This is a genomic window from Bradyrhizobium sp. BWA-3-5 (assembly GCF_032917985.1).
Lineage (GTDB): Bacteria > Pseudomonadota > Alphaproteobacteria > Rhizobiales > Xanthobacteraceae > Bradyrhizobium.
The window spans coordinates 7,080,099-7,100,771 of sequence record NZ_CP136626.1; the positions used below are offsets into that span (position 1 = coordinate 7,080,099).

Annotated in this window: 23 protein-coding genes and 1 tRNA gene; 14 read left to right on the forward strand and 10 right to left on the reverse strand. The window is 63.6% G+C overall.

The window, feature by feature from the left end:
- Positions 1–104 precede the first annotated feature (104 nt).
- The 3 genes from greA (at position 105) to RX331_RS33995 (ending at position 1,732) form a co-directional block, all read left to right on the forward strand.
- Positions 105–578, forward strand: a complete 474-nt coding sequence (gene greA / locus RX331_RS33985; protein ID WP_317253940.1) for a transcription elongation factor GreA — start codon at positions 105–107, stop codon at positions 576–578.
- Between the two features lie 65 nt (positions 579–643).
- Positions 644–907: a hypothetical protein gene (locus tag RX331_RS33990; protein ID WP_317253941.1), complete on the forward strand. Its 264-nt coding sequence runs from the start codon at positions 644–646 to the stop codon at positions 905–907.
- Positions 908–1,318: 411 nt separating this feature from the next.
- Positions 1,319–1,732: a DoxX family protein gene (locus RX331_RS33995; protein WP_317253942.1), complete on the forward strand. Its 414-nt coding sequence runs from the start codon at positions 1,319–1,321 to the stop codon at positions 1,730–1,732.
- A 127-nt stretch (positions 1,733–1,859) separates the two neighbouring features.
- Here RX331_RS33995 and RX331_RS34000 read toward each other — a convergent pair whose 3' ends face one another.
- Positions 1,860–2,339 carry an Lrp/AsnC family transcriptional regulator gene (locus RX331_RS34000; protein ID WP_317253943.1) on the reverse strand — a complete coding sequence of 160 codons (480 nt, stop codon included), beginning with the start codon at positions 2,337–2,339 and terminating at the stop codon, positions 1,860–1,862.
- 279 nt (positions 2,340–2,618) lie between these two features.
- Between RX331_RS34000 and trxB the strand changes: the two genes are divergently transcribed.
- The 3 genes from trxB to dapA all read left to right on the forward strand — a co-directional run bounded on the left by trxB (position 2,619) and on the right by dapA (position 5,927).
- Positions 2,619–3,584 (forward strand): thioredoxin-disulfide reductase, encoded by a 966-nt coding sequence (trxB, locus tag RX331_RS34005; protein WP_317253944.1) that lies wholly within the window; start codon positions 2,619–2,621, stop codon positions 3,582–3,584.
- Between the two features lie 2 nt (positions 3,585–3,586).
- Positions 3,587–4,510, forward strand: coding sequence for a LysR family transcriptional regulator (locus RX331_RS34010; RefSeq protein WP_283030135.1), 924 nt, complete (start codon positions 3,587–3,589; stop codon positions 4,508–4,510).
- Between the two features lie 481 nt (positions 4,511–4,991).
- A complete protein-coding gene (dapA, locus tag RX331_RS34015) occupies positions 4,992–5,927 on the forward strand; it encodes a 4-hydroxy-tetrahydrodipicolinate synthase (RefSeq protein WP_317253945.1) in 936 nt (311 codons plus the stop codon).
- 60 nt (positions 5,928–5,987) lie between these two features.
- Here the strand turns inward: dapA and RX331_RS34020 are convergent, their stop codons facing one another.
- Positions 5,988–6,128, reverse strand: coding sequence for a hypothetical protein (locus RX331_RS34020; protein WP_317253946.1), 141 nt, complete (start codon positions 6,126–6,128; stop codon positions 5,988–5,990).
- Positions 6,129–6,358: 230 nt separating this feature from the next.
- Between RX331_RS34020 and RX331_RS34025 the strand changes: the two genes are divergently transcribed.
- Entirely contained in the window at positions 6,359–6,490 is a 132-nt protein-coding gene (locus tag RX331_RS34025; RefSeq protein WP_317253947.1) for a hypothetical protein, read from the forward strand.
- Positions 6,491–6,686: 196 nt separating this feature from the next.
- Here the strand turns inward: RX331_RS34025 and RX331_RS34030 are convergent, their stop codons facing one another.
- From RX331_RS34030 to RX331_RS34055, 6 genes are all read right to left on the reverse strand, one after another.
- Positions 6,687–7,367, reverse strand: a complete 681-nt coding sequence (locus RX331_RS34030; RefSeq protein ID WP_025590355.1) for an AAA family ATPase — start codon at positions 7,365–7,367, stop codon at positions 6,687–6,689.
- A 132-nt stretch (positions 7,368–7,499) separates the two neighbouring features.
- Positions 7,500–7,877 (reverse strand): hypothetical protein, encoded by a 378-nt coding sequence (locus RX331_RS34035; RefSeq protein ID WP_317253948.1) that lies wholly within the window; start codon positions 7,875–7,877, stop codon positions 7,500–7,502.
- A 100-nt stretch (positions 7,878–7,977) separates the two neighbouring features.
- Positions 7,978–8,337: a hypothetical protein gene (locus RX331_RS34040; protein WP_317253949.1), complete on the reverse strand. Its 360-nt coding sequence runs from the start codon at positions 8,335–8,337 to the stop codon at positions 7,978–7,980.
- Between the two features lie 132 nt (positions 8,338–8,469).
- Positions 8,470–8,546: transfer RNA gene (locus RX331_RS34045), tRNA-His, on the reverse strand.
- A gap of 245 nt (positions 8,547–8,791) precedes the next feature.
- Positions 8,792–9,226 carry a phasin gene (locus tag RX331_RS34050; RefSeq protein ID WP_317253950.1) on the reverse strand — a complete coding sequence of 145 codons (435 nt, stop codon included), beginning with the start codon at positions 9,224–9,226 and terminating at the stop codon, positions 8,792–8,794.
- A 253-nt stretch (positions 9,227–9,479) separates the two neighbouring features.
- Positions 9,480–9,863, reverse strand: coding sequence for a phasin family protein (locus RX331_RS34055; protein WP_317253951.1), 384 nt, complete (start codon positions 9,861–9,863; stop codon positions 9,480–9,482).
- A gap of 299 nt (positions 9,864–10,162) precedes the next feature.
- Between RX331_RS34055 and RX331_RS34060 the strand changes: the two genes are divergently transcribed.
- The 5 genes from RX331_RS34060 to RX331_RS34080 all read left to right on the forward strand — a co-directional run bounded on the left by RX331_RS34060 (position 10,163) and on the right by RX331_RS34080 (position 17,437).
- Positions 10,163–13,225 (forward strand): PAS domain S-box protein, encoded by a 3,063-nt coding sequence (locus tag RX331_RS34060; protein WP_317253952.1) that lies wholly within the window; start codon positions 10,163–10,165, stop codon positions 13,223–13,225.
- A gap of 198 nt (positions 13,226–13,423) precedes the next feature.
- On the forward strand, positions 13,424–14,389 hold the full coding sequence (locus RX331_RS34065) for a Bug family tripartite tricarboxylate transporter substrate binding protein (protein WP_317253953.1): 966 nt from the start codon (positions 13,424–13,426) through the stop codon (positions 14,387–14,389).
- Positions 14,386–14,877, forward strand: a complete 492-nt coding sequence (locus RX331_RS34070; RefSeq protein ID WP_317253954.1) for a tripartite tricarboxylate transporter TctB family protein — start codon at positions 14,386–14,388, stop codon at positions 14,875–14,877. The genes RX331_RS34065 and RX331_RS34070 overlap by 4 nt, the downstream gene beginning before the upstream one ends.
- Positions 14,877–16,376 (forward strand): tripartite tricarboxylate transporter permease, encoded by a 1,500-nt coding sequence (locus RX331_RS34075; RefSeq protein ID WP_317253955.1) that lies wholly within the window; start codon positions 14,877–14,879, stop codon positions 16,374–16,376. Before RX331_RS34070 ends, RX331_RS34075 begins: the two co-directional genes overlap by 1 nt.
- Positions 16,377–16,609: 233 nt before the next feature.
- Positions 16,610–17,437: a metallophosphoesterase gene (locus RX331_RS34080; RefSeq protein WP_317253956.1), complete on the forward strand. Its 828-nt coding sequence runs from the start codon at positions 16,610–16,612 to the stop codon at positions 17,435–17,437.
- Here RX331_RS34080 and RX331_RS34085 read toward each other — a convergent pair.
- Positions 17,376–17,861: a cyclic nucleotide-binding domain-containing protein gene (locus RX331_RS34085; RefSeq protein ID WP_317253957.1), complete on the reverse strand. Its 486-nt coding sequence runs from the start codon at positions 17,859–17,861 to the stop codon at positions 17,376–17,378. The two genes, RX331_RS34080 and RX331_RS34085, sit on opposite strands and share 62 nt — an antisense overlap.
- Before the next feature lie 108 nt (positions 17,862–17,969).
- On the reverse strand, positions 17,970–18,278 hold the full coding sequence (locus RX331_RS34090) for a metalloregulator ArsR/SmtB family transcription factor (protein ID WP_317253958.1): 309 nt from the start codon (positions 18,276–18,278) through the stop codon (positions 17,970–17,972).
- 58 nt (positions 18,279–18,336) lie between these two features.
- Here RX331_RS34090 and RX331_RS34095 point away from each other — a divergent pair, with 58 nt between their 5' ends.
- The gene (locus RX331_RS34095; RefSeq protein ID WP_317253959.1) at positions 18,337–19,293 is read left to right on the forward strand and encodes a threonine/serine dehydratase; all 957 of its coding nucleotides are present in this window, start codon (positions 18,337–18,339) and stop codon (positions 19,291–19,293) included.
- Between the two features lie 213 nt (positions 19,294–19,506).
- Positions 19,507–20,532, forward strand: coding sequence for a Fe(3+) ABC transporter substrate-binding protein (locus tag RX331_RS34100; RefSeq protein ID WP_317253960.1), 1,026 nt, complete (start codon positions 19,507–19,509; stop codon positions 20,530–20,532).
- Positions 20,533–20,673: the final 141 nt, after the last annotated feature.

A 20,673-nucleotide genomic window follows, 5' to 3' on the forward strand; every position in this document is an offset into this window, starting at 1 on the left:
TGGCGGCTCATATCCGAGCCACGAAGGCCCGAATCGAAATCTAGAAAGTAGCTCGTGCGTGCTGCGCCAATGGTGGTTCGCGCGATGCAAGGACGGAAGAGATGATGGATAAGGTTCCGATGACTGCCGGCGGCTACGCCGCCCTGGAGCTCGAGTTGAAGCAGCGCCAGTCGGTGGATCGTCCACGCATCATCGAGCATATCGCCGAGGCGCGCTCGCATGGCGACCTCTCCGAGAACGCGGAATATCACGCGGCCAAGGAAGAGCAGTCGCATAATGAAGGCCGCATTGCCGAGATCGAGGACAAGCTCGCGCGCGCCGACATCATCGACATCTCGAAGCTGTCCGGCGACACCATCAAATTCGGCGCGACCGTCACGCTGGTCGACGAGGACACCGAGAAGAAGGCGGTGTGGCAGATCGTCGGCGAAGTCGAGGCCGATGCCAAGAAGGGCCGCATCTCCATCACCTCGCCGCTCGCCCGCGCGCTGATCGGCAAGAAGAAGGGCGCCACCGTCGAAGTGATGGCGCCCGGCGGCGCCAAGGCTTACGAGATCACCAAGGTCGAGTGGCGGTAAATTCTTTTCTGCTGCTCTCACGTATTTCCTGCCGGTGAATTCGGCCCCAGGCTACGGAGAGCGGAATGCTGCGTTACCGCCTTGTCGTCGCCCTCCTCGCGCTCGGCGGATCGGCCGCACTCGCCGCCGAAATCGAAATCCCGCCGCGCCGTGGGTACGACAATGTTTCGGTTCAGAAGGGCCCGCCGAATTGCAGCCGGTGGAGCGACGGCTGCGTGAACTGCGCGCGCGACGACAAGGACGCTGAACCGGTCTGCTCCAACATCGGCACTGCCTGCCAGCCCAAGGCGGTCACCTGCCTGAGCCGCGGCTCCGCTCCCAAGCCATAGCCGCAGCGCGCACCTTTGGAATCGTCGCGAGACGACGGTCACCCGCGAGTAACTGTTGCGGTAAAGGCGCGCATGGCGACGTGGTTCTCTTGCTTGCGCTTTCTGACAGCATTGTGAGTGGCGACACCGCGGATTCCGTAATACCGAACCTGGTACAATGCTTATACTTCATAACTAAATGAGCTTGCCATTCGGGCGCGGCGAGTTTCGTTCGCCGGACCAGGCAAGGGATCGAAACGGCGGGGACCGGCCTGCCGAAACGATCTTGTTGCGCTGCATCGCGACAATCTCGCGAAGCGGCGGGAATGATTCAATTTCGCTGGTGTTGTCTCGGCATCACACGCGTTCCGCCAACACCGTGTAATCTCGTCGCGCCAAGTTCTGGCGCGTCAAACAAAGGGGGACAATGACATGGACCAACTCGACAAGATGCTCGCGAAATGGGAGCCGACAGCGCTGAGCCTGTTTCGCTTCATTACCGGGCTTCTGCTGTTTCAATACGGCGTCGCCAAGATTCTCGGCTTTCCGGCCGTGCCTATGTTCGCCAAGATACCGCCCTTGATCGTGGTAGCCGGCACGATCGAACTCGTGCTCGGCGCGCTGTTGATGATCGGCCTGTTCACGCGCCTGAGCGCGTTCATCCTTTCCGGCGAAATGGCGTTCGCCTACTTCATCGGCCACATGTTCAAGACCCCCGACGCACCGGTGTTCCTGCCGCTACTCAATGGTGGCACGGCGGCGATCCTGTTCTGCTTCGCCTGTCTCTATCTGGCGACCGCCGGCGGCGGCCCGATCAGCGCCGACGCCATGATGCGGAAGAGGTGACTGAGCGTCGGTTCAGTCATTCCGGGATGGCGCGTAAGCACCAGACCTCAGATGCGCAATTGCGCATCGGGAATCTTGAGATTCCAGGTTCGATGCTTTCGCATCGCCCCGGAATGCCCCTCTCTTCTCACCCCGCCACCTTCACATCGAGCGGCACGGCCGCCTCGTATTTCGAATTGTGCAGCACCAGCGAGGTCCGGACGTTGCGCACGTGCGGCGCCGCCGTCAGGTGCGTGACGAAATCCTGAAACGTCGCCATGTCGGGCGCGACGCATTTGAGGATGAAGTCGACCTCGCCCGACAGCATCCAGCATTCCCGCACCAGGGGCTCGGCGCGGACGAACTCCTCGAAGGCGCGTAAATCGGCGTCCGCCTGGCTGGACAGATGCACAGAAGCAAACACAGTGACATCAAAGCCGAGCCGGCGCGGGTCCAAGAGGCCGCGATAGCCCTGGATGTAGCCCTCCTCCTCCAGGGTGCGGACCCGGCGCAGGCAGGGCGGCGGCGAGATGCCGACGCGCTTGGCCAGTTCCACATTGGTGATTCGGCCATCGGCCTGGATTTCGGCAAGGATCTTGAGATCGATTTCGTCCAAATTCTTCGACACGCGCGTCGGGTTCCCTAATTTTCGCTGCGCCCGGGCAGCTTTGCTGGCAATCTCTTAGCGCAGGCCGCGCGGCTTGAGCAATTTTATTGCGCGTGCGCTGCCCAATTTCGCGATTGTGAATTCGGTTCCGGGGAAAATTCGCTGGGATGAATTGCAAATCTTGCATAGCTACCCAGATATCTTAGACTTGGATTTGACACTTTCAGCGCCGCCGCGACCTCCTCCCCGGGCGCTTTCTGCTCAGTCAAAACAACCCCCGAATAAGAGAGGGATCCGCCGATGCCTGCGCCTATCCATGCCAAGGTCGTCATTATCGGTTCCGGCCCCGCCGGTTACACCGCGGCGATCTACGCGGCGCGCGCGATGCTGGAGCCCATACTGATCCAGGGCATCCAGCCCGGAGGACAACTCACCATCACCACCGACGTGGAGAACTATCCGGGTTTCGCCGACGTCATCCAGGGTCCCTGGCTGATGGAGCAGATGGAGAAGCAGGCGGCGCATGTCGGCACCAAGATCGTCACCGATCTCGTCAGCAAGCTGGAACTGGCGCAGCGCCCGTTCCGTCTGACCTGCGATAGCGGCGACGTCTATCTGGCGGAGACCGTGATCCTCGCTACCGGCGCCCAGGCGCGCTGGCTCGGCATCCCCTCGGAAGAGAAGTTCAAGGGTTTTGGCGTTTCGGCCTGCGCGACCTGCGACGGCTTCTTCTACCGCGGTAAGGAAGTGATCGTGGTCGGCGGCGGCAACACCGCGGTCGAGGAAGCGCTGTTCCTGACCAACTTTGCTTCGCAAGTGACGATCGTGCATCGTCGCGATCATTTCCGCGCCGAACGCATCCTGCAGGACCGCCTGTTCAAGCACCCCAAGATCAAGGTGGTGTGGGACTCGACAATCGACGAAATCTGCGGCGCCGAGAATCCTAGCAAGGTCACCCATGTGCGGCTGAAGAACGTCAGGACCGGCGCGCTGACGGAAGTGCCGGCCGACGGCGTCTTCATCGCCATCGGCCACGCGCCGGCGACCGACCTCGTCAAAGACCAGATCAAGCTGAAATCCTCCGGCTATGTCGAGGTGGCGCCGAACTCGACGGCGACCTCCGTGCCCGGCCTGTTCGCTGCCGGCGACGTTGCCGACGAAACCTACCGGCAGGCGGTCACGGCCGCCGGCCTCGGCTGCATGGCGGCCCTCGAGGCCGAACGTTTCCTGGCTTTGCGTGCGAGCGATCGCGCGGCGGCAGAATAATCATGGCTCGAACGCGGGACGGATTTACGGACATGGATTGGGACAAGCTGAAGGTGTTTCACGCGGCTGCGGAAGCGGGAAGCTTCACCCATGCCGGCGAGCAACTTGGGCTCTCGCAATCGGCGGTGTCTCGGCAGGTCAGTGCGCTCGAGCAGGAGCTTTCGGTGTCGCTGTTCCATCGCCATGCGCGAGGGCTCATCCTCACCGAGCAGGGCGACCTATTGTTCCGCACCGCGCATGACGTGTTCATGCAGTTGCAGGCGGCGCGCGCCAAGCTGACCGATAGCCGCGAGCGGCCGAGCGGCGATCTGAAGATCACCACGCCCCCTGCCCTCGGCATCAACTGGCTGATCCCGCGGCTCGACGAGTTCACCGCGCTCTATCCCGACATCCGCATCTCGCTGATCGTCACCGATGAGGATCTCGACCTGTCGATGCGCGAGGCCGACGTCGCGATCCGGACCCGCAAGCCGACGCAGCCCGACCTGATCCAGCGCAAGCTGTTCTCGATCGGCTTCCACGCTTATTGCTCGCCGGAATACATCAAGCGCTTCGGCACGCCGCGCACCCTCGATGACCTCGATTCGCACCGCATCATTATGCTCGGCGACGCGCAGGTTCCGACGCATCTGCAGAACCGTGCCTGGCTGATCGACGCCGGCCGCAACGGCTCGGGCCCGCGCGAAGCCTATTTCAAGGTGAACAACATCTTGGGGCTGGTCCGCGCCTGCCAGCAGGGTCTCGGCATTGCCGCGCTGCCCGACTATCTCGTCGAGTCAAACGACCGTCTGGTGCAGCTGTTCGGCGAATCCGACTCGATCCAGCTCGACACCTATTTCGTCTATCCCGAAGAGTTGAAGACAGTCGCGCGGGTGCAGGTGTTCCGCGACTTCGTGGTGAGCAAGGCGCAGCGCTGGCCTTCGTAAATGCGCGCGCGTCCTGTGGATTAGCCTATTTTATAGAGGGCGCGCTCACCGCATGTCTGACATGCGACCTCGACGGTTGCTGCAGGGCATGGATGAGGATCATAGTGCTCAAACGCTGATCGGTCGTGTCGCGCATATGTCCCCCTCCTCCAGTGACGCGGCGGTTCAGTAATCCCTCTTGGAAGGTGATTGTGTCGGCCTCACGTGGCCAATACCTCAAGCCGGGCTCTCTTGGGCCCGGCTTTTTTTCTTAGGCGCACCCCATGAGTCCGCCGATTGACATTGAAACCTTTCACAACCATCATGCGCAGATGATCACGCGTTCGTGTGCAGCTCTGTCGTCGAAAAAAGGTCTCCATCCGGGGACCCGGGATCGACGCGCGCGCTGAACTGCCGCAAACCGTGATCCGCAAAGCCCCGCCGTCTGGACGGGGTTTTTTATTGGCCCCGTCTCCGGCTTACCCCAAGAGGAGATGGAACGATGATTGAACCTTCGACCCGTGATTTGACGAGCCGCCTGCAGGGCCTGTGGCTGCCGCTGATCACGCCGTTTCGAAACGGCGAACTCGACGAGGCGTCGCTGCGCCGGCTCGTCAGACACTATGCAGCCGGCCCGATCGACGGCTTCATTCTCGCGGCGACATCGGGCGAAGGCATGTCGCTGCGCACCGACGAGCTCGAGCGGCTGGTGAGGGTGACGCGCAGCGAGCTCGCCACCGCCGGCCGGCGTCATTTGCCGATCTTGCTCGGCCTCTCCGGCGCCTCGACCGCCAAGATGCTGGCGGCGCTCGACGAGACGGCTGGCTGGCCGATCGACGGCTATCTGATCGCGAGCCCCTATTACACCAGGCCGTCGCAACGCGGCATCCTGCAGCACTTCACCGCGCTCGCCGACCGGGCTGCGCGCCCCCTCGTGCTCTACAACATCCCCTACCGGACCGCGGTCAACATCACCAACGAAACGCTGCTGCAGCTTGCCGCACATCCGAACATCGTCGGCATGAAGGATTGCAGCGCCGACCGCGCGCAGTCGATCGACTTCCTGAGCCGGCGTCCTGCAGGCTTTCGCGTGCTGACCGGCGAAGACGCGCAATACCATGAAGGGCTCAGCGACGGCGCCGACGGCGCGATCCTGCTGTCCGCGCATCTTGAGACGGAGGCCTTCGCATCGGTGCGGACGCTGCTGGCGCAGGGCGACCGCGACGGTGCGCTTGTCTGCTGGAAGCAGGTTTCGGTTCTGACCCGGCTGCTATTCAGCGAGCCGAGCCCGGCGCCCGCCAAGTATTGGCTCGCGCGCAGCGGGTTGATCGACAGCGCCGAAGTGCGCCTGCCGATGGTCGACGTGAGCGCCGAGCTGGCGGCGCTACTGGACGAGGAAATCGCGCGGCGCAGTCCGCCGCTGAAGATGCGGGCCTGAATGGTGCACACAAGAGAAGCCGGTCAACTCCCGCTCGATGGCGAGCGGGAGCGATGCGCTCTAGCTGAAGAGCAGCCGATAGGTCATGACCGGCGCGAAACCGAGCAGCATCGCCCAGGCGGCGAACGACGACACCAGGAGGACGTCGTGCATGCTCTGGGCGTAATCGCCGAACGAAAATCTATTGCGATGAAAGGTCATGGAATCCCCCCGAAACTTTTTCTGAGAAGAATCCATACGCGTAAAATTCTAACGTTGCGGACGCGGCTTCGCTCGACTTTGACGCCGCGCGGTCACCGGATGTTAACCAGCACTGGCGGCGGTTAGTCCGCCGTAGCAGGTGGATTCAATTGCAAGCGAAATCTCAACCAGGTTTTTAAAACCGGCCACGTATCAAACTGGCCGGAGCAACGAGAAACGCGGGGCGCGTCGTGCATTTCGAAAACAACAGGCTGGCCGAACAGGGCTTCTCCACGGAGGACATTGTCTGGGCCGTCGGCATCTGGTCGGTGATCCTGACGCTGTCGCCGGTCGTCGTGTTTTATGTGCTGATGGTAGCGTAAGCGCGCGATCACAAATGGCAGCGTCATTCCGGGGCGCGAAGCGAACTATGGTGCGCGATTGCGCACCTGAGAATCTCGAGAACCGGGTTCGATGCTTCGCATCGCTCCGGAATGACTGCTGAACAACAACCCCAAAAAGAGAAAAACGCGCGGGGCGCCGCGCGTCTTCAACAGTCCGGAAAGACAAGCGGCGTTGTTACGCCGCCTGCTTGTGCATGGCGCCCGATGCCGAGGCGGTTCCGCGGATCGCCTTGATCGAACGTTCGATCGCGCCCCAGAGCCTCGAGATCTCCGCCGCGGCGCGGCCTTCGGCGTAATATTCGCGGGCGCCTTCGCCCTGGCTCAGCGCCATCAACAGATCGGCGCGGTTGGTGATCTGGCCGCTCCAGACGGGAGCGCGGAATTTCGCCAGCGCTTCGCGCGCGATGGTGACGATGCGGCTCTCGACGCCGTCACGTTCGGCGGGGGCGCCGTTGATCACAACCGCGTAGGGCTTGCGCGCCGAGCGGCAGGTCTGAATCGTTTCCTGCACCGCGTTGACGTCGAACACGCCGGGTCGCGCCGGAATGATCACCATCGTCGCGTTGCGGATCGCGTCGTCGACCACGGCCGACAGGTTCGGCGGCGTGTCGATGAACACCCATTCGATGCCGTCGCGCTTGGCGGCGGCGACGATGCCGCTGACGGAATTCACCGCAGCCTTGATCGGCGGTTCATTGGTGCCGCGCAGCTTGTGCCACAGCGTGAGCGAGCCCTGCGGATCGGCGTCGACGAGCAGTATAGGTTTTGTTGCCTTGTGAACATGGGCAGCAAGATGAGCAGCCAGGGTACTTTTTCCCGACCCCCCTTTACGTGATGCAAAAACAATTACGTTCATACCTTGGCCTCCAGTTGACCCCAGAAGCCGAAAATGAATCAGCGCGCTGATTCGTGAAAGAAAAATTTAACGGCCGCCGCGATGGGGCCACTTAATTGCCAATAAGGCTGGTTTTTGAGTCACACCGCGCAATCACCGACTGGACGACACGGAAATCGGCAAGCTTGCTCTGCTGGGCCTCACTGCGCGCTGTTTGCGTGCTCGCGTTCGAACTTGGCGCGCTGACGCTCGAGCCATTTTACGCTCGACCCAGCCCAGCCCTTGCGCCAGCGGCTTCTGCAGTGGCGGCACATCCTGCGCGAACAAAAGGAGTCCGAGCGGCAGCATCCAGAGCCCGAGCACCGGCAGGAAGCTGAGAAAGCCGCCGACAACAAGCAAAAACGCGAGCGGAACGCGCACATAAAACGACGATGGCTTGCGCACCCAGCCGACGAACTTCGCCGGCCGCGGCGGCAGCTTCTTCTCGAACCAGGCAAAATGCCGGTCGAGCTCCTTCTGATGCTTACTCAATGAACACCCTCTCCTCTTAGGTCAGGAGATGTTCATTGCAGAGGCAGCAAACAAGGTATCAATCCGCCGCGAACGAAACCGTGAAACCTTGTGATGTCGGTCACGCCGCCGGTTTCGCCGGCTTCTTCTTCCGCGGCTTCGCGCCCACGGCCTTGCGCGGCGTTGCCGGCCGGATCACCATCGGCCGGCCCGCTGATCTGGCTGAAACCTCCCCCGGCTCCGGGCCGGCCCTGAATTGCGCACGGCAAGGTGGCGAGAGTTGCGACTTGTTCCTGATCATGCAGGCGGTGATGCGGTCGACATCGGGAATGTCGGCGCTGCAGAGGCGGAACGCATCGCCGGTGCAGGCCTGCTGCTGCTCGGCGGTGTAGGACTGCGCCGCAGTGGGCCCAGCTGAGAGCGACAGCGCGGTGGCCAAAAACAATCCGATCCGAAAAATCCCTGCCCGAAAAATCGTCATCAAATTCCCCAGCCCAAACTTTGGCAGAATTGTGGGTGAATGGCGGGGGATTCGCAAGCACGGGTGGACGACGCGCCACAGCACAAGTGTCGCGGCAGTTCGGGTCCGGCGGCCATTTAGCGGGATGAAGGATGGTACAGTTGGGTGGGCTCGAACCACCGACCTCCTGTTCCACAGACAGGCGCTCTAACCAACTGAGCTACAACTGCATCCTACCGCGGGGGGCCGAAAAGCGGCCTCGCGAATGGGCCGGAAACTAGGTGCAACGCCTCGCTTTGGCAAGTGCGCCACGTCACACATAATGGTCGCCGGCGAGACATTTTGCGTTCATTTTTGCGAACCGTCCGCCAGGGCGGTGACCGGCCCGGACAAGCAAAAACAGGCAAGCAAAAACGGGCAAGCAAAAAGCCCGGGCCGTTTCGCCCGGGCTTTTCCAGAGTTCATACCCAAGCGATCAGGCGGCGGGCTTGTAGTACTTCGCGGCGGAGGTCTTGATCGGCTCGACGGTCTCGCTCGCAACTTTCTGGCCGAGCTCGGCCAGTTCCTTGGCCTGGGCAGTGAAGGTCTCGTACTGCTTCTTGGCGTGCGAGGTCCACAGCTCGAGCGCCGCGGCCGGGGTCTTCACGCCGAACAGCTCCTGCGCGAAATCGAGCGAGGACGAGGTGTTGGCCTTGAAGAACTCGATCAGCTTGGCGTTGTACTCGCTGGCGCCCTTGCTGGCCGAGGTGAACACGGCCTCGATGGTGCCGTTATGGGTCTCGGCGGCGTCCTTGAACTTGGCATAGCTGTCGCGGGCCTGCGAGACGCCCTTTTCGGCGAGCGCGCGCATCTGCTCGGGCACTTCGAAGGGAATGATGGAGGCAGAGAAGGGATCGGTGGAGCTGGTCACGGCTTGCATCCTTCACAACGGGGTTAAACGATATTTCCCCCTCGCGGACGCGGGCAGACAAGCGACCGAAGGGGTTACGTACACACGCATTCACCGAAGTGCCCATCCACGGGCTTGCCTAATAAGCACCCATATCATGTCAAATTTGTGCAACGCAATGCAGTTTGTGGCGCGTCGCAACATTTATTCTCGCCACGGATGCCGGTTCCATCTGGTATTCCCAGTGGTTGCAGTCTTTGCCAATGCGGCCGGGTCAGTTTTTTGGCTTCGCTGCATCGAGCGCGGTCTTGCTGACGAGCTGGCCCATTTCGGCCGCCTGCTCCGCCAGTACGCGCATTTGAGCCTGCACATATTCGCCCTGCAGTCGGATCACCTCGGTCAGATCCTTGGCCTTGAGCAACGATTGCGCGTGGTCCAGCGAGGCGCGGACGTTGCGCTCGGCGTTGACGATCGCCTTCTGGCCGACGTCTCGGGCGCCGGCATTGACGGTAGCGTTGCGCTCTTCGAGGGAGCCGGCCACGGCCTGGGCGGAGGCGGCGAACTTCTCGAAGGTCTGGCGAGCCTGCTCGAAGCTCGCTTCCGCCATCGCACGGATCTCCCTGGGTATCTCGAAACGGCCTGGCATATCGTCACTCATCGCGTGCTCCTTCCGGATCGCGTCCGATAACGCCGAGGAAGCCGCTCCGAATCAGACGGCGTCGGGAGCCTCCTCGATCATGGTCCTGGCGCCGGCGTGCAACCCACCGAACGCAATACGCTGCGCAAGGGTCTAGCGCTTGAGGCGGATGCGGCCGGGTTAAGGTTATCCTCGGCTAAGGTTACCAAGCGGCTAGCCGGGCCGTGGACCTGCCGCGGCCGGCTTGCGATACTAACGAAGCCTTAACCCTGTCGGCGTTCTGGCTGCCGATGTGATGCCGGACGGTGATGTAGCAAGCGATGAAGGATGCGGAATTTCAGTGGCGGGCGCAGAGCGATCCGCGATTGGCGGCCTATGCGGCGAGCCGCCTGCCCGCATGGTTATGGAGCGCCGACGGCCGGCGGGTTCTCTGGGCCAATGCGGCCGGCGTCCGCGTGTTCGGCGCTACCAGCGCGGCGGCCCTTGCTGAACGAAATTTCGGGCCGGCCGACCATCACCGGCGGCAGATCGCGCGGCTCGCAGGCCGGCTGCTCGCCAGCGGCGCCATCCGCCTGGAGCGCCTGAGGGGATTTGGCGCAGCCCCCGGCATGCTCGCGACCTGCGGCTGTTCGCGCTTCGATTTTCCGGACGGCGGCCACGGCGTCCTCATCGCTGCCGGCAATATCGCGCTGATGACGCCGCGGCCGGCGCCGGCGTATCAACCGCCCGAGAATGAAATGCCGCCCGCTGCCGCATCATCGGAAACGAGCCAGCGGCCAAGCGCGCCCGCCATGACCATCGCCGAGCAACCGGCCGCGCCGCCGCCGGCACCCGATGACCAGCCCGCCGGCTTTACGCTGTTCGATGCGCTCGCCGAGCATGACACGATTGAAAAATCTTCCGCTGCCGAGCAGCCCGCCGCAGCCGAGACGCCGCCTGCGACCGAAACCGACGTACCCCCGCCCGCACCTGCGCTCGAAACATTCAAGTTCGAAGCCTTCGCCGGCCACACCACACAGGGGCGTCGGCTGCCGCTGCGCTTCACCTGGCAGATGGACAAGGAAGGCCGCTTCACGCTCGGTGCCGACGAATTCACCGGACTGATCGGCCCGCGCACCACGGCCGCGTTCGGCCGTCCCTGGCGCGACATCGCCGAGACCTTCGGCTTCGATCCGGAGGGACGGATCATGAAGGCATTCGCGACGGGGGCGACCTGGAGCGGCATCACGCTGAACTGGCCGGTCGATGGCGGCGGCACGCTGCCGGCGGAACTGTCGGGATTGCCTGTCTTCGACGGGCTGCGAAATTTCGTCGGCTATCGGGGCTTTGGCGTCTGCCGGGATTTCGACGCGCTGGCGCGGCTTGCCGCCCGGCGGCTTGCAGAATTATCCGGCGAGTCGATGACGCCGCAGGAAGCGCCCGCTGCTACAGCGGCAGAGCCCATCAAAGCACCATCACCATCGCAAGACGAATTGCCCGCCCTGACCGCTGCCGAGACTTCACATCAGGAAGATCTGGAGACGCCCGTGGAACCTCCCAAGGAGAGCGTCGAGGAAAGCGTCGAGGACGACGTCAAGGAAAGCGTCATGAATAGTTCGACCGAAGCCGCGACCGGATTGCCGGCGGACGCGGCCGGAAACATCCTGCCCTTCCGCGCGCCGGGCGATACCAAGTCGCTATCGCTGACGCCGGTCGAAAACAGCGCGTTCGACGAGCTGGCGCGCCGATTGTCGGCGCGGCTCGACACCGAGAACGGCCAAGAAACAAATGCGCTGGACGCCGGCGAAGGATCTCCCTTCGAACCGCTGGCCGCACCGCCGGAATGGCTGGCGACGCCGGAGCCGCCGGCCCATGGCGAGACCGCGCGCGACAAGGCGCTGCTCGATCTCCTCCCCGTCGGCATCCTGATCTACCGGCTCGACCGTCTGCTCTATGCCAATCCCGCCTTCCTGACGCAGATGGGCTATCCGAGCCTGCATGCGCTCGAAGAAGCCGGTGGCCTCGACGCGCTCTATGTCGAACCCGGCGCTTCCAATGCGTCCTCGACGTCGGATACCGGCCGTCCCGTGATAATTTCCGCAAGCGCGCCCGCAGATGATGCCGCGCCGTCAGCGGCGGCAGAGGCCCGCCTTTACACGATTTCATGGGACGGCGATTCCGCGCTCGCCCTAATCTTCTCGGGCACGCGCCATGAGGCCGCGGCGGTCGCCGCCGCGCTCGCCCAAACAGAGCCCGCAGCCGCGGCCGAAATCGTCCCGCCCTCCGATGTCGGCCACGCCAACGCTGAAGAACTCGCCGCCATCCTCGACACCACGGCCGAAGGCATCGTGATGTTCGATGCCGAGGGCAACATCCACGCAGCCAACCGCAGCGCCGAAGCGCTGTTCGGCCGCGACGGCAGCGAGCTCGTGCAGCGCAATCTCGCCGATCTCTTCGCGCCGGAAAGCCAGCACGCGGTGTTCGAATATCTCGCCGGCATCAAGGCTTCCGGCGTCGAGAGCCTGCTCGAGCAGGGCCGCGAGGTGCTGGGCCGCGAGGCCAAGGGCGGCATCATCCCGCTGTCGATGACCATCGGCCGAACGCGCGCCGACGGTCCGAACTTCTTCGCGGTGTTCCGCGACCTTTCGCAGGCCAAGAAGACCGAGAGCGAATTGCGCGAGGCGCGGCGGCTCGCCGAACGCGCCGCCAACGCCAAGGCCGACGTGCTGGCGCGGATCAGCCACGAAGTGCGGACGCCGCTCAACGCTATCATCGGCTTCTCCGAAGTAATGATCGGCGAGCGTTTCGGCGCGCTCTGCAACGAGCGCTACCGGGAATACATGAAGGACATCCGCGCCTCCGGCGAGCGCGTGATCGCCATCATCAACGACCTCTTGGATATCTCCAGGATCGAAACCGGCAAGCTCGATCTCGCCTTCACCCATCAGAACCTCAACGAGATGGTGGGGAGCTGCGTGGCGGTGATGCAGCCGCAGGCCAATCGCGAGCGCATCATCATCCGCACCTCGCTCGGGCATTCGCTGCCGCCGGTCGTAGCTGATGCGCGGGCGCTGCGCCAGATCACACTGAACCTGATCGGCAACTCGATCCACCTCGCCAATGCCGGCGGCCAGGTCATCGTCTCCACCGCCCTGTCCGATTTCGGCGAGGTGATGCTCCGCGTCCGCGACACCGGCAACGGCCTCAACGACAACGAGGTTGCCGCGGCGCTCGAGCCGTTCCGCACGCGAGCGCCTTCCGATCAAGCGGAGACTTCAGCGGTCAGCCTGTCGCTGACCAAGGCGCTGGTGGAAGCCAACCGCGCCAAATTCCGGATCAAGACCGGCGGCCGCTCCGGCACGCTGATCGAGATCGTGTTTCCGCACGCGGTCGCGCGCGCCTGACCTTGCGGGCATCGGTCATGCCGGCGCGCGTGTTTTCGGCGCGCTGAACCGCGACCTGCGGAACGGTTTTGCCGCGGCCGTCACATCAGCATCAAAAGGTGGACCGTCATCGAGAGTCCGTCTGGACAGCGGCGGCATTTCCGGATGATATGCGGCGAATTGACACACAGATGCGCCGTGTGAGCCTGGAGGAAACCCATGATGCCGTTTAAAACGCGCCTGTTCGGCGCGGTCGTTGCGTTGGCGCTTGCAGCCAGCCCTGCCCTCTCGCAGCAGCTCGAGCTCAAGATCATGGCGCCCGCGGCCCCCGGCGGCGGATGGGATCAGACCGCGCGCTCGATGCAGCAGGCCCTCGTCGCCGCCAAGATCGCCCGCAGCGTCCAGGTCACCAACGTGGCGGGCGCCGGCGGCAGCGTCGGCATCGCGCAGTTCGTCAATGGTGCCAAGGGCGATGGTAACCAGATGATGGTGAACGGCTTCGTCATGGTGGGCGCGCTCGCCATGAACAAGTCGCCGGTGACGCTCGAGCAGGTGACGCCGATTGCGCGGCTCACCGAGGAAATCCAGGTGATCGTGGTGCCGGCGAATTCGCCGCTCAAGACCGCGCAGGATCTTGCCAACGCCGTGAAGGCCGATATCGCCAAAGTCACCTTTGCCGGCGGCTCGGCTGGCGGTGTCGACCATGTGATGGCGGCGCTGTTTGCGGGTGCGATCGGCGCCGACGCCAAGAAGGTCAACTACATCCCGTTCTCCGGCGGCGGCGAGTCGCTGGCAGCCATCCTCGGCGGCAAGGTCACCGCAGGCATTTCGGGCCTCTCCGAATATGAAGGCCAGATCAAGTCGGGCAAATTGCGCGCGCTCGGCGTGACCTCGGAGAAGCGTATCCCAGGCCAGGACATTCCGACCTTCAAAGAGCAGGGCATCGACCTCGTGATCGCCAACTGGCGCTCGGTGGTCGCGCCTCCCGGCATCACGCCGGAGCAGCGCAAGGTCTTGAGCGATGCCGTGGAGAAGATGGTCCACTCCGATGCCTGGAAGGAGATCCTCAAGCAGAAGGGCTGGGAGGACGCCTATCTCGGCGGCGATGCGTTCGCCGATTTCCTGAAGAAGGAAACGACGCGCGTCACCGACGTGCTGAAGTCGGTCGGCCTCGTCAAGTCATGACCGACAACGCCTCCAGTGATGCGCCCGCCCCGCGGCGCATCGATCCCGCCGGAATCGTCATTGCGCTGGCGCTGGCGGTGCTCGCCGCCGTGCTGGTGTGGGACGCCAGCCAACTGCCGTCGACGTCGATGTACGGCATGGGTCCCGAGGCGATGCCGGTCGTCGTCGCGACAGGTCTCGGCCTGCTCGCGATCGGCAATCTGATCGATGCCCTGCGCGGCAACCTGCCGCCGCGCGAGAGCTCCGATCCGAAGCCCGTGCTGCTGATCCTCGGCGGGCTCGCGCTGCTCATCGCCATCATCGGCTTTGGCGGCGGCTTCATCCTCGCGACCTCGGCGCTGTTCGTCGCAACGTCCGCCGCCTTCGGGCGGCACGCCGTCTTGACCGATCTCATCATCGCCCTCGTGATGAGCACCCTGATCTATCTGGCTTTCGACCGGCTGCTGACGCTCAGCCTGCCCACCGGCCCTCTGGAAAGACTGCTGTAATGGAAACCTTTGCCGCCCTCGCGCACGGCATGGCCGTCGCCGTGCAGCCGATGAACCTGCTCTATGCGCTGATCGGCGTGTTCCTCGGCACGGCGGTCGGCGTGCTGCCCGGCATCGGCCCGGCGCTCACCGTCGCATTGCTATTGCCGGTGACCTACAAGCTCGATCCCGGCGGCTCGCTGATCATGTTCGCGGGAATTTATTACGGCGGCATGTATGGCGGATCGACCACCGCCATTCTCATCAACACGCCCGGCGAGAGCGCATCGATGGCGACCGCGCTCGAGGGCAACAAAATGGCGAAAGCCGGCCGCGGCGGTCCGGCACTGGCAACCGCGGCGATCGGCTCGTTCGTCGCCGGCACCATCGCCACCATCGGCCTCGCTTTTCTCGCGCCATGGCTGGTGGATTTTGCGGTGCGCTTCGGTCCTGAGGATTATTTCGCGCTGATGTGCGTCGCCTTCATCACGGTGTCAGCGACGTTCGGCGATTCGCCGATCCGCGGCCTGACCAGCCTGTTCATCGGGTTGACGCTCGGCCTGATCGGCATCGACAAGCTCACCGGCCAGGCACGGCTTGCGTTCGGCGTGCCGGAATTGCTCGACGGCGTCGAGGTGACGACGCTGGCAGTCGGCCTGTTCGCGGTCGGCGAAGCGCTGTACGTCGCCTCGCGCCGCCATCACGCCGAGGAGCAGATCGAGCCGGTGCGCGGCTCGCTGTGGATGACGCTGGAGGACTGGAAGCGGTCGTGGAAGGCGTGGCTGCGCGGCACGATGTTCGGTTTTCCGATCGGCGCCTTGCCGGCCGGCGGCGCGGAGATTCCGACCTTCTTGTCCTATTCGACCGAGAAGCGGCTGACGAAGCATCCGGAGGAATTCGGCAAGGGCGCGATCGAAGGCGTCGCAGGTCCGGAAGCCGCCAACAACGCTTCGGCCGCCGGCACGCTGGTGCCGCTCCTGACGCTCGGCCTGCCGACCTCGGCGACCGCCGCGATGATGCTGGCGGGCTTCCAGCAATATGGACTGAACCCGGGGCCGCTATTGTTCGCCGAACGGCCCGATCTCGTCTGGGGCCTGATCGCGAGCCTCTTCATCGCCAACGTGATGCTGCTGGTCCTCAACCTGCCGCTGGTCGGCCTCTGGGTGAAACTGCTAGCAATCCCGCAGCCATGGCTCTATGCCGGCATTCTCGTATTCGCGACGATGGGCACAATCGCGGCAAAACCGTCAGTGGTGGAACTCTCGATGCTGGCGGGCTTTGGCGTGATGGGCTTTTTGATGCGACGGTTCGATTTTCCGATCGCGCCCGTCGTCGTCGGGCTGATCCTGGGTCCGATCGCGGAAAGCCAGTTGCGCCGTGCGCTCGCCATCAGCCTCGGCGATCCCATCGTGCTGCTGCAAAGCCCGATGTCGGCGACACTGCTCGCCATCGCGCTGATCGCGCTATTGGCACCCTTCGTGCTGAAGGGCCTCGACCGCTTCAAAGCGGCCGAGGATTAGGCTCAGTACTAATCATCAATCCAGCTCCGCGAGCGCGGCCTGATCGATGTCATCTATCCGGCGCTTTCCGGACTCGAATCAAACGTCGTCTGAAGTCTGAAAAGGGCTATTCGCGTCGATTTGCCAGATCCCGTCTGGAAATAAGGTTCGGCACAATTCTTGCTCGAATCCAGTCTGCCTGAATGCATCCGCCTGCGGATCGCCCGTTTCCTGGCATTTTGGATTTGATGATTATGCGCTGCCTTGTCGTTGCCGACTTGCATTATTCATTGCCGCAGTTCGACTGGCTGCTCGCGGCCGCACCCGAATTCGACGTCGTGATTTTCGCCGGCGACGCGCTCGACATCGGATCGTTCGTCGATTTCCGCGCGCAGATCCTGGTGGTGAAGAAATACCTGTCGCTGTTGTCCCAGACGACGCGCGTCATTCTCTGCTCGGGCAATCACGACCTCGACGAACGAAGCGCGGAAGGCGAAAAGATCGCGCGCTGGATCGGCGACATCAGAGAACTCGGCATCGTCTGCGACGGCGACAGCCTGACCGTCGGTGACACCAGCTTCACGGTATGCCCATGGTGGGACGGGCCGCTGGTGAAAAACCAAATCGAAGCGCAGCTTCGCGACGCCGCGCGCGAGCGGGAGCAGCGCTGGATCTGGGTGCATCACGCGCCGCCGGCGAATTCGCCGACGAGCTGGGGCGGCAAGCGGTTCTTCGGCGACGTCGAGCTGGTGCAATGGATCGCGCAATATCAGCCCTCGATGGTGATCTCGGGCCACGTGCATCAATCGCCCTTCATTCCCGACGGCTCGTGGTTCGATCGGCTCGGCTCGACCTGGGTGTTCAACACCGGCCTGCAGCACGGCCGCCCGCCGGTGTGCATCGTGCTCGACCTCGATGAAGGCGCCGCGTTCTGGCTGGCGGCCGGCGAAGCGCAACGCATCGACCTGCGTGCGCCTTTGGCGCGGCCGGCGGCCCCGATCGAGAACCCGCCGCCCTGGCTCATATCCTTGGGTCGGATTGCCGATCCGAGCCTGGCGAGACCTCTGTCGGCGGCAGGTTGATCATGCTCTGCAGGAGTTCGCCAACCATCGAGAGATGATTACCGTGGCCGGCATATTGATGCATCAGGTCGGCCAGATAGGTGTTGGCGACGTTGAGGCGTTGCGCCAGCAGGCGCGCAATCAATAGCGCCGCCGCCGGCTGGTCGCGCAGGAACGCCGCGGCGTCGTCGAACTCATAGACGACGGAATCGGCGGCGGCGCGCACGGTCGCGGTGTGGGGCTGCTCGAGCAATACCGACATTTCGCCCAGCATCGCCCCAGGCTCGGTCAGGACGGCGACGACGCTGTCGCCCTTGATGACCTCCAGCCGCCCTTCGAGCAGCACGAACAGATGCCCGGTCTTGCTGCCCTCTTGGAGCACGAGCGCGCCAGCCGGCACGGTTCGCTGAATTCCCCTGATACAATAGTCCAGCATTGCGCGCATGATCGTCATCCTCTTGTCCACCAAGACTAGGCACTGATGACGCCTGGGTCGAACGGATAAGACTCGCCCCGCTGCCCAAAATGTTGGCAGAGCAAGCTAGGCGTCGCTTCAGATCTTCGCCAGCATGGCTGCTTTCAGCTTCGCGATGCGCGCTTCATCGCGCTTGTAGAACGTCCATTGCTTGACCCGCTTGGCGCTCACCAGGCCGGCCTGTGACAGTATCTTCAAATGCTCGCTCACGGTGGGCTGGCTCACACCGAGCTTCTCGGCAATCAACACCCCGCAGACTCCGTCTTTGACCAGATCGCCATCGATCTGCTCGCGAAAATGCGTGCGGGGGCGCTTCAGCCACTCCAGGATCTGGAGCCGCCGATCGCTGGCCAGCGCGCGAAATGCAGACTCGACGTCGTCATCCAAAGAAGTCATATTGCTAATTAGCTAAATGCCTAATTTCTGTCAAACCTGGAAATGTCCGATGGACGCGCCTTTGGATGCCGTAACTCCTGAAGCGATTGCAGAATGTGAGCAGCGCATTCGGCCCTTCATCCGGCGAACGCCGGTAATTGAGGTCGATGGCGCGGAGTTCGGCCTCCGCGGCCATACGCTGACGCTCAAGCTCGAGCTGCTTCAGCATTCCGGCTCGTTCAAGGCGCGCGGCGCGTTCGCCAATTTGCTGACCCGCGACGTGCCGAAGGCCGGCGTGGTGGCGGCGTCCGGCGGCAATCATGGCGTGGCCGTCGCCTATGCGGCGATGAAGCTCGGCAAGCCGGCCAAGATCTTCGTGCCGGGCATCTGCTCGCCGGCGAAGGTTGAGCACATCAAAGGTTACGGCGCCGATCTCACGATCGGGGGCGATCGCTATGCCGATGCGCTTGCGGCCAGCGAGACGTGGTTGCAGCAAACCGGCGCATTGCCGGTGCACGCATTCGATCAGAACGAGACCATCACGGGACAGGGAACGCTCGGCCTCGAGCTCGCGGGCCAGGCGCCTGAGATCGATACGGTGCTCGTCTCGGTTGGCGGCGGCGGGCTGATCTCCGGACTGGCCGCCTGGTATTCCGGCCGCGTCAAGATTGTTGGCGTCGAGCCGTTTGCAGCGCCGACGCTGACGAGAGCTTTTGAGGCCGGCCATCCGGTCGACGCGGAGGCCGGCGGACTGGCCGCGGATTCACTGGCGCCGCGACGCGTGGGTGAACGGGTCTTTCCGATCGTCTGGAAATATGCACGACAGACGGTGCTGGTTACCGACGCCGCGATTGCCGAGACGCAGGCGACGCTGTGGCGCGCCTTGCGCGTCGTGGCGGAGCCGGGTGGTGCGGCAGCGCTCGCGGCGGTCCTATCGGGCGCCTACCGGCCCGCTGCGGGCGAGCGCGTTGGGGTGATCATCTGCGGCGGCAATACCGACGTCGTTGATTTCAACCGCTCCTGTTGACTGCCATCGGGTCGCGGTATTGCCGCCCAATTCGGGCTGGCATTGCGTGCGTCCGGTCCAGGGGGCGGCTGAGCCTGCCATATTTGGAATCACTCTAAATCATCTCGTTGGAATCGCTCTAAATCGAGGCATTCGCGACATCCCGTCGCTGACGGCATGATGGAGGCTGCGCTACTGAGACCGGCATCTCCTCAACTTTGTCGAGCAGCTTTCATGACGAAATTTCGCGCTACCGCCGCAACCGCAGCGTTGCTTTGTCTCACCGCGTTCGGAGCTTCGCCGGCATCCGCCGACGGCGAGGTCAACGTCTACACCTATCGCGAAACCAAGCTGGTCCAGCCGCTGTTCGATGCCTTCACCAAGGACACCGGCATCAAGGTCAACGTGGTCTCGGCCAGCTCGGGCCTCGAGCAGCGGATGAAGGCGGAAGGCGCGTCGAGCCCGGCCGATGTGCTGCTGACGGTCGATCTCGGCCGCCTTGACGACGCCGTGCAGGCCAGCGTGACCCAGCCGATCAAGTCCGTGGTGATCGACGAGATCGTGCCGGCACAGTACCGCGATCCGGACGGCCAATGGGCCGGCATCTCGATGCGCGCGCGCGTGATCTATGCGTCGAAGGACCGCGTCAAGCAGGACAAGATCACCTATGAAGAGCTTGCCGATCCCAAGTGGAAGGGCAAGATCTGCATCCGCTCCGGCCAGCACATCTACAACAATGGCCTGTTCGCGGCCTATGTCGCCAAGTACGGCGAGGCCAAGGCCGAAGAATGGCTGAAGGGCGTGAAGGCCAATTTGGCGCAAAAACCCTCCGGCGGCGACCGCGAAGCCGCGCGTGACGTCGCGGCCGGCAAGTGCGATATCGGCATCGGCAACACCTATTACTGGGCGCTGATGATGAACAACGACCCCGAGAAGAAGCCGTGGGCCGAAGCCACCAAGGTGATCCTGCCGACGTTCGAAGGCGGCGGCACCCACGTCAATCTCTCCGGCGTCATCCTGGCCAAGCACGCGCCCAACAAGGCCAACGCCGTCAAGCTGATCGAGTGGCTCGTCGGTGACAAGGCGCAGCACATCTACGCCGATTCCAACTACGAGTATCCGATCCGCGCCGGCGTCGCCGTCAACCCGACCATCGCGGGCTACGGCAGGCTCACCGCCGACCCGACGCCGATCGCCAAGATCGTCGCCAACCGCAAGGCGGCCTCGACGCTGGTCGACAAGGTCGGGTTCGATAATTGATCGCGATCGCCGGTGAAGTGTTAGACCCGTGATCGCGCGCCAGACACAACTGCGTCCCCTCCCCCCTTGCGGGGGAGGGTTAGGGAGAGGGGTGAGCCACACGGGCAGTATCGCTCGTGGCTACCCCTCTCCCCCGCCCTC